We start from the raw sequence: 6306 nt of genomic DNA on the forward strand, positions 1-6306 counted from the left end.
GCATGGGGGATTCATGGAACTGAGCAGTCTGTTTAAGATGGGTCTTGACCAGAACGCGACCGAGATCATTTTCAGTACAGGAGCCCCGATTTTCGTGAAAATCAGTGGCGAAATCAAGCCCCTTACCGGAGAGACGCTAAAGGAAGACACCCAGAAGAAAATCCTGGAAAAAATCGTGGGAGCCGACAGGATCGGCGATTACCTGGCTGAAAAAAAAGATCAGGACAGGACAGTTGACATTCCTGAAGTCGGCAGATTCCGGCTGAATCTCTTTTCCATGGATAAGGGCTTTACCATGATCTTCAGGCCGATCAAAAGGAAAGTTCCCTCACTTGAGGAAATGGGAGTTCCTGAAAGTGTGCTCTCAACGATCGACAAGGGCGAAGGGCTGATCATCCTGAATGGCCCGGGGGGAAGCGGAAAGAGCACATTGTTCGGCAGCATCATCGACCGCATCAACCAGAATCGCAGATGCGTGATAATTTCGCTGGAAAAACCAATCGAATATATTTACCAGAATGGCAAGGGACTTGTGATACAGCGCGAAATCGGCAAGGATGTGGAGTCTTTCTCCGAGGCCCTGGAAGTGATCCAGCATCAGAATCCGGAAGTGATCTGCATCAATGACATGGAAGAGCCCAATCTCTGGCTTCCGATTCTGAAACTTGGCATGACTCAGCACCTTGTGATAGTGACACTGGACATGGTGAACTGCATTCAAGGCCTGGAGTATATTCTGCACCAGTTCGCTGATTTTCAGCGCAAGCAGATTCTGACACTGATGGCCGGTTCGCTTAAACTGGTAATTTCCCAGAAGCTGATGTACAGCAAGGAAAAGAAGCCGCTGTTTCTGCGCGAGATTCTTCAGGTCAACCAGAACATCATGAAACTTCTGCTGGAAGATAAGCTGTTCATGCTGCCGACAGTGATGAAAGGCGGAGCCAAGGAGGGCCAGCTGACTTTTGAAGACAGCATGAGGAAATTCATAGAAGCAGGACAGATGGATGTGCCGAAGAGCGGAGAGGTCAGCGAGGATGTGGCGAGGAGCACCGGAGATATCACGGCACTTGAAAAGCAGCTTTATGACGCCAATGTTGAAACCAGAAAGCGGGCTGAAACAGAACTGAGAAAACTCCAGGAAAGCGGAAATAAAGCTGCACAACGTATCCTGGAAGAGTTCTCCCGCTTCTTTGTCACCAACTTCGAGGATCAGAAAAAAGGCCCCCGGCTGGGGTGATGTGGGAAGTTGGGGACATGTCGCGGCTAGATGGGGTCTGGTCGTTCACCCAAAGCCAGCCCCAAAATCGACCTGACCCCATCTGAATGCGAAAGCTCTTGCATCGAATTGAGCCCTATTGGAGGCTTCGCCTCCACGCAACATAGGCCAAGGGAAGATTTCACCTTCCCTTGGCGAACCCTTCCATCAGAGCGACTCCGCCCCTCTGAACTCCCCGGCGGGGAGTAAATGGATTCTACTTCTCTCACAAAATGTTTTTACCATATATTTGAAAACAGAATGGATAACCTGACTAAGAAGGTCTACGCGTCTTTACCCAAGGTCTGGAGCAACCCTCTCAACCCCGCCACATCCAGGAGCGGCTAAGAAAGGTTTCAACAATCAGAGAATTACCTCCCGTCATTCCAGCGCAAGCTGGAATCTATCTATTTATGACATGTGAAAAGATGGGTTTATGCTGGGACTGAAAGCGCCTGGACTATCTTTGGGTAACACTGAAACATGAAGTTCAGCAATGTTGAACACGATTGAAAGTTGGGTAATAAGTGATTATTATGGCAATAAGATCAAGTGAATTTATGAAGATGCTGAGAAAATTATCAAAGACTAAACGAGCGCTATTTTCTCCAGAAGGAAACAACTATGTCCGATTTACAACTGAAGAGTAAAGGGCAAGGGATTCAGTTCATTGGGTTGTTGATTTTATTAGCTGGTACGCGCGGTTTTTTCATCTTTCAAGGCGATTTAAATTTCTTGTATTTTCCTGGTTTGATTGTTTCCGTAATCATTTTTGCTATATGCTTATCTCGGGGTGGTGCGCTGATACAAAAAAGTAAAGAGTGATTATTAAAAATGGACATGAAAGTGTAGCTGAGACCAGTGTAGCCGAGACCGCAGTGTAGCCGAGACCGTATCTCAACATTGACATTCGAAGTATGAAATAGCCGGGGTTGAGCGGGAAAGAGGGATTGATTGAAACCGGCGGTGGGAAATAGGGTATAATAATGCTTGTAGAGGTGTGATATGAAACTGCTTCAAGTGTATGTTGATGCCTCAGTGATTGGAGGGTGCGTTGACGATGAATTCGCGCTCTTCAGCAGGAAATTATGGGATAAATTCATTAAGGGAGAAATGATCCAGGTTCTCTCTGAGCATACATTGAGGGAATTACAGGGTGCACCTGAAAAAGTCCGGGTGCTGCTGCTCGAGATTCCTTCACAATACCAATTTGTGCTGCCGGACAGTCCTGATGCCGATGCATTGGCTGATGAATACCTCAAACATGGAGTTGTCGGTCCCGGTAGTCGTGCAGATGCATTGCATATAGCTCTAGCAACGATCGGGAAAGTGGATGTGTTAGTCAGCTGGAATTTCAAGCATATAGTCAATCTCGGCAGGATACGCATGTTCAATGCCGTGAATTTGCAGCAAGGCTATGGTTTGATGGAAATCCGTTCTCCCAGGGAGGTTCTGTGCGATGAAAAAGACATTTGACGCTGTTGAATGGATGAGAAAACGACGGGAAGAAATTGATCGCGAAGACAGTGGGTTGACATGGGCCGAAAAGTGCCGCAAAACCCGCGAAATTTTGGAATCTGATCCTGGATTCAAGGATATTATCAATCACCTGGAATCCAAGAAACCTATCCGTGCCGCTTAATGGAGAAACCGGGAATGGGAGAAAAGCTGACTTTATTCGAACTTCCGATTTCAGCTCAAATGTGGACGAGAAAAATTGCATAAGGATATAACTAAGCACCTTGGTCCTTTGGTGCCTTCCATAAATTGACAGACCGGCGGATTGTTTGAAATAATCATCTCAATAAAAAAATTCCAGGGAGGATTTGTGAACAACGCTTATATAGTCTCAGCAGTCAGAACTGCGATCGGGAATTTCGGCGGATCCCTTGCCGGCTTCAGCGCGGTTCAGCTCGGCACCATCGCCGCAAAGGAAGCCCTGAAGCGGGGAAACCTCAACCCGGCTGATGTGGACGAAGTGCTGATGGGCTGCATTCTCCAGGCCTCACTTGGGCAGAACGTGGCCAGGCAGGTGCAGATAGGCGCAGGAATACCGGTGGAAAAGACAGCCATGACCATCAACATGCTCTGCGGTTCAGGGCTGAGATCAGTGGCCATGGCTGCCCAGGCGGTCAAGGCTGGGGACGCTGAGCTGATCATTGCCGGCGGCACTGAGAGCATGAGCAATTCCCCCTATTACCTCACCACCAACCGCTTCGGCGCCAAGATGGGGCATCAGACCATCCAGGATTCGATGATCATGGACGGACTGACCGATGTTTTCAACAATTACCACATGGGCATCACTGCGGAAAACATCGCTGAAAAATATAAAATAACCAGACAGGAGCAGGATGCATTCGCCTGCGCTTCCCAGAATAAGGCCGAGGCAGCCATCAAGGCCGGCAGATACCAGGATGAAATAGTAGCTGTCGCCATACCCCAGAAAAAGGGCGACCCGATCCAGTTCAGCCAAGACGAATTCCCCAGATTCGGCTGCACTGTCGAGGGGCTTGCCAAATTGAAGCCTGCTTTCAAGAAAGACGGCACAGTCACCGCAGCCAACGCTTCAGGAATCAATGACGGAGCAGCGGCTGTGGCAGTCTGTTCCGAGAATTATCTGAAAAAGAACAATCTCAAGCCCATGGCCAGGATCGTCGCCTATGCCTACAGCGGAGTCGATCCTTCGGTGATGGGGCTTGGACCCGTGGGAGCGGTACGCGCCACTCTGGACAGAGCGGGCTGGAAAATTTCCGACCTTGAGCTGATCGAAGCCAATGAAGCCTTTGCGGTGCAGTCGATTGCCGTCGGCCGCGACCTCGGCTGGGACATATCCAGAGTCAATGTGAACGGCGGGGCAATAGCCCTCGGGCATCCGATCGGAGCTTCAGGCGACAGGATCCTGGTGACCCTGCTCTACGAGATGAAAAAGAGAAATCTGCGGAAAGGCCTGGCTACTCTCTGCATCGGCGGAGGCATGGGAATTGCTGTGGCAGTAGAAGCTGCCTGAGATCGACTTTTTCAGTTCATCCCGACTCACCGGATTGGTGAGTGGTAATTTATTTTTTTATTGACTTCAGATATACCCTGACATACATTATTTACACCTTAAGAAGTATGGGGAAATTATTACAGAATTCTTCATTATTTTCTTTTCTTCTCCCGACAGTTCAGTTTCATTCAAAATATCATTACTTAAGAGGCATTTACAGAATTTTAATTTTCAAGATTCTCATAAAATAAATTAAAGGGGGAATTGATGCCTAAAATCATCAGGGTGGGTAATCGCGACAAAATCAGCTTTCAAAAGCTGCCCCAGAAGCTCGACGTCCCGAATCTGATCGACGTTCAGCTCAGTTCTTATTACTGGTTTCTTCAGCCCGAACGTGAAACGAACGAACGCAGGCGGCAGGGCATGCACGAGGTTTTCCTGGAGATTTTTCCGATCCAGGATTTTTCCGGAAACCTGGTGCTGGATTACGTGGAGTACAACCTGGGACTGGGCCGATGCAAAAAATGTCCGGGACTCAAGAAAAGCCCTGAAGAGAACTGCAGATTTTTCAAATGCCACTATCGTGAACGAAAATGTCAGATTTTCAACCTGTATGGCCGGCCCTACCGGGTGAAATATCTTCCTGAGGACTGCCGCAAGCTTGACCAGACATTCAGCATCCCCTTGAATCTGAAGGTGAAACTGATCAATAAAAATACCGGAGAAGTTAAAGAGCAGGAAGTATTCCTCTGTAACCTTCCCCTGATGACCACCAGCGGGACATACGTATTCAACGGCGCTGAACGTGTCGTGGTGAATCAGCTGCATCGCTCCCCGGGTGTGTATTTCGGCTATGACCGGATAAAAAAAATCTATGATGCAAGGATAATTCCTGGCAGGGGCGCCTGGGTGGAAATCGAACTGGACCTGATCAAGGATTCAATCTATATCAGGCTGGACCGCAAACGCAAGGTCTACATCTCCGCGTTTCTGCGTTCCCTGGGATTTCTCAAGGATGACACTATCCTGGAACGGTTCAGTGCCAATCCCTATATTAAAAACACACTGGTAAACGATAAAGCGGCCACATACGAAGAAGCCCTGAAGGAAATTTATTCCAGGCAGCGGCCGGGCGAGCCGTTCACTGTGGAAAACGCCGAAAATCATCTGCAGCAGCTTTTGTTCAATCCCAGAAGGTATGATCTTTCCGATGTGGGAAGGTATAAGCTGAACAATAAGCTGCGGATGCGTTCCAGGATCGTCCGCCGTAAGGCAGCTCAGACAATCATCAAGGCCGATACCAATGAGATTCTGGTGGAACCGGGCGAAAACATCAACACCCGAACCTCCGAACTGATCGAAGATACCGGCGTCGACATGATCAAAGTTGTCAACGACGACGGCGAGGAATTCGTAATTTACAACGAGCAGGATTTCGAAGAATTGAAAATCCGGGATCTTCTGTATCTGGTTGAAGAAGTGAAGATGGGAAAGACTGTGCTGGCTGTCGGTACTCCTGTCAATACAGAAGTGATTGAACAGTTCAGTTCTCTCATAGACCGCAAATTCATCGTCAAGCGCAACGAGGACGGCGAACCGAAGGTTGTGGACCTCACCGAACTCAACCGCTGGTATGGTGAAGTTGAACTGTACAACATGGACAATGAAGATTTGAATCGCAAGCGTGTGCTTGGACGAATCGTACACAATGAAATCAAGAAAGGATCCAGGGTCATTGCCAAGGTGGGTGAAGAGATCAATTTTTCCATCTGGGCTGCGATCAAGAACATGGATATCAGAAAGATAATTGTGAAAAAAGGTCGTCTGATCACAGTGGATGACATTGTTGGAACCATCCGTTATCTGCTTGAATTTGCCAACGGCATTGGTAATGAGGACGATATTGATCATCTTGGAAACCGCCGTGTCAGGATGTGGGAGAGCAGCTGCAGAATCATTTCAGGATCGCCCTGATGAAGATGGAGCGCGAGATCAAGGAAAGAATGACGATCCAGGATCCTTCAGGCATCACTCCTCAGGCTCTGATCAATTCCAAGCC

4 protein-coding genes and 2 pseudogenes are annotated in these 6306 nt (G+C 48.3%); all 6 read left to right on the forward strand.

Annotated features, from left to right (window positions below):
• Positions 1–13 precede the first annotated feature (13 nt).
• Positions 14–1237 (forward strand): ATPase, T2SS/T4P/T4SS family, encoded by a 1224-nt coding sequence (locus PHW04_04775; GenBank protein MDD2715190.1) that lies wholly within the window; start codon positions 14–16, stop codon positions 1235–1237.
• Between the two features lie 1023 nt (positions 1238–2260).
• Entirely contained in the window at positions 2261–2731 is a 471-nt protein-coding gene (locus PHW04_04780; protein ID MDD2715191.1) for a PIN domain protein, read from the forward strand.
• Positions 2715–2897: a hypothetical protein gene (locus PHW04_04785; GenBank protein ID MDD2715192.1), complete on the forward strand. Its 183-nt coding sequence runs from the start codon at positions 2715–2717 to the stop codon at positions 2895–2897. Before PHW04_04780 ends, PHW04_04785 begins: the two co-directional genes overlap by 17 nt.
• A gap of 186 nt (positions 2898–3083) precedes the next feature.
• Positions 3084–4265 (forward strand): acetyl-CoA C-acetyltransferase, encoded by a 1182-nt coding sequence (locus tag PHW04_04790; protein MDD2715193.1) that lies wholly within the window; start codon positions 3084–3086, stop codon positions 4263–4265.
• Between the two features lie 405 nt (positions 4266–4670).
• Positions 4671–5498 (forward strand): annotated as a pseudogene (locus PHW04_04795) (hypothetical protein).
• A gap of 585 nt (positions 5499–6083) precedes the next feature.
• Positions 6084–6306: pseudogene (locus PHW04_04800) on the forward strand (hypothetical protein).

This window comes from Candidatus Wallbacteria bacterium, assembly GCA_028687545.1.
Lineage (GTDB): Bacteria > Muiribacteriota > JAQTZZ01 > JAQTZZ01 > JAQTZZ01 > JAQTZZ01.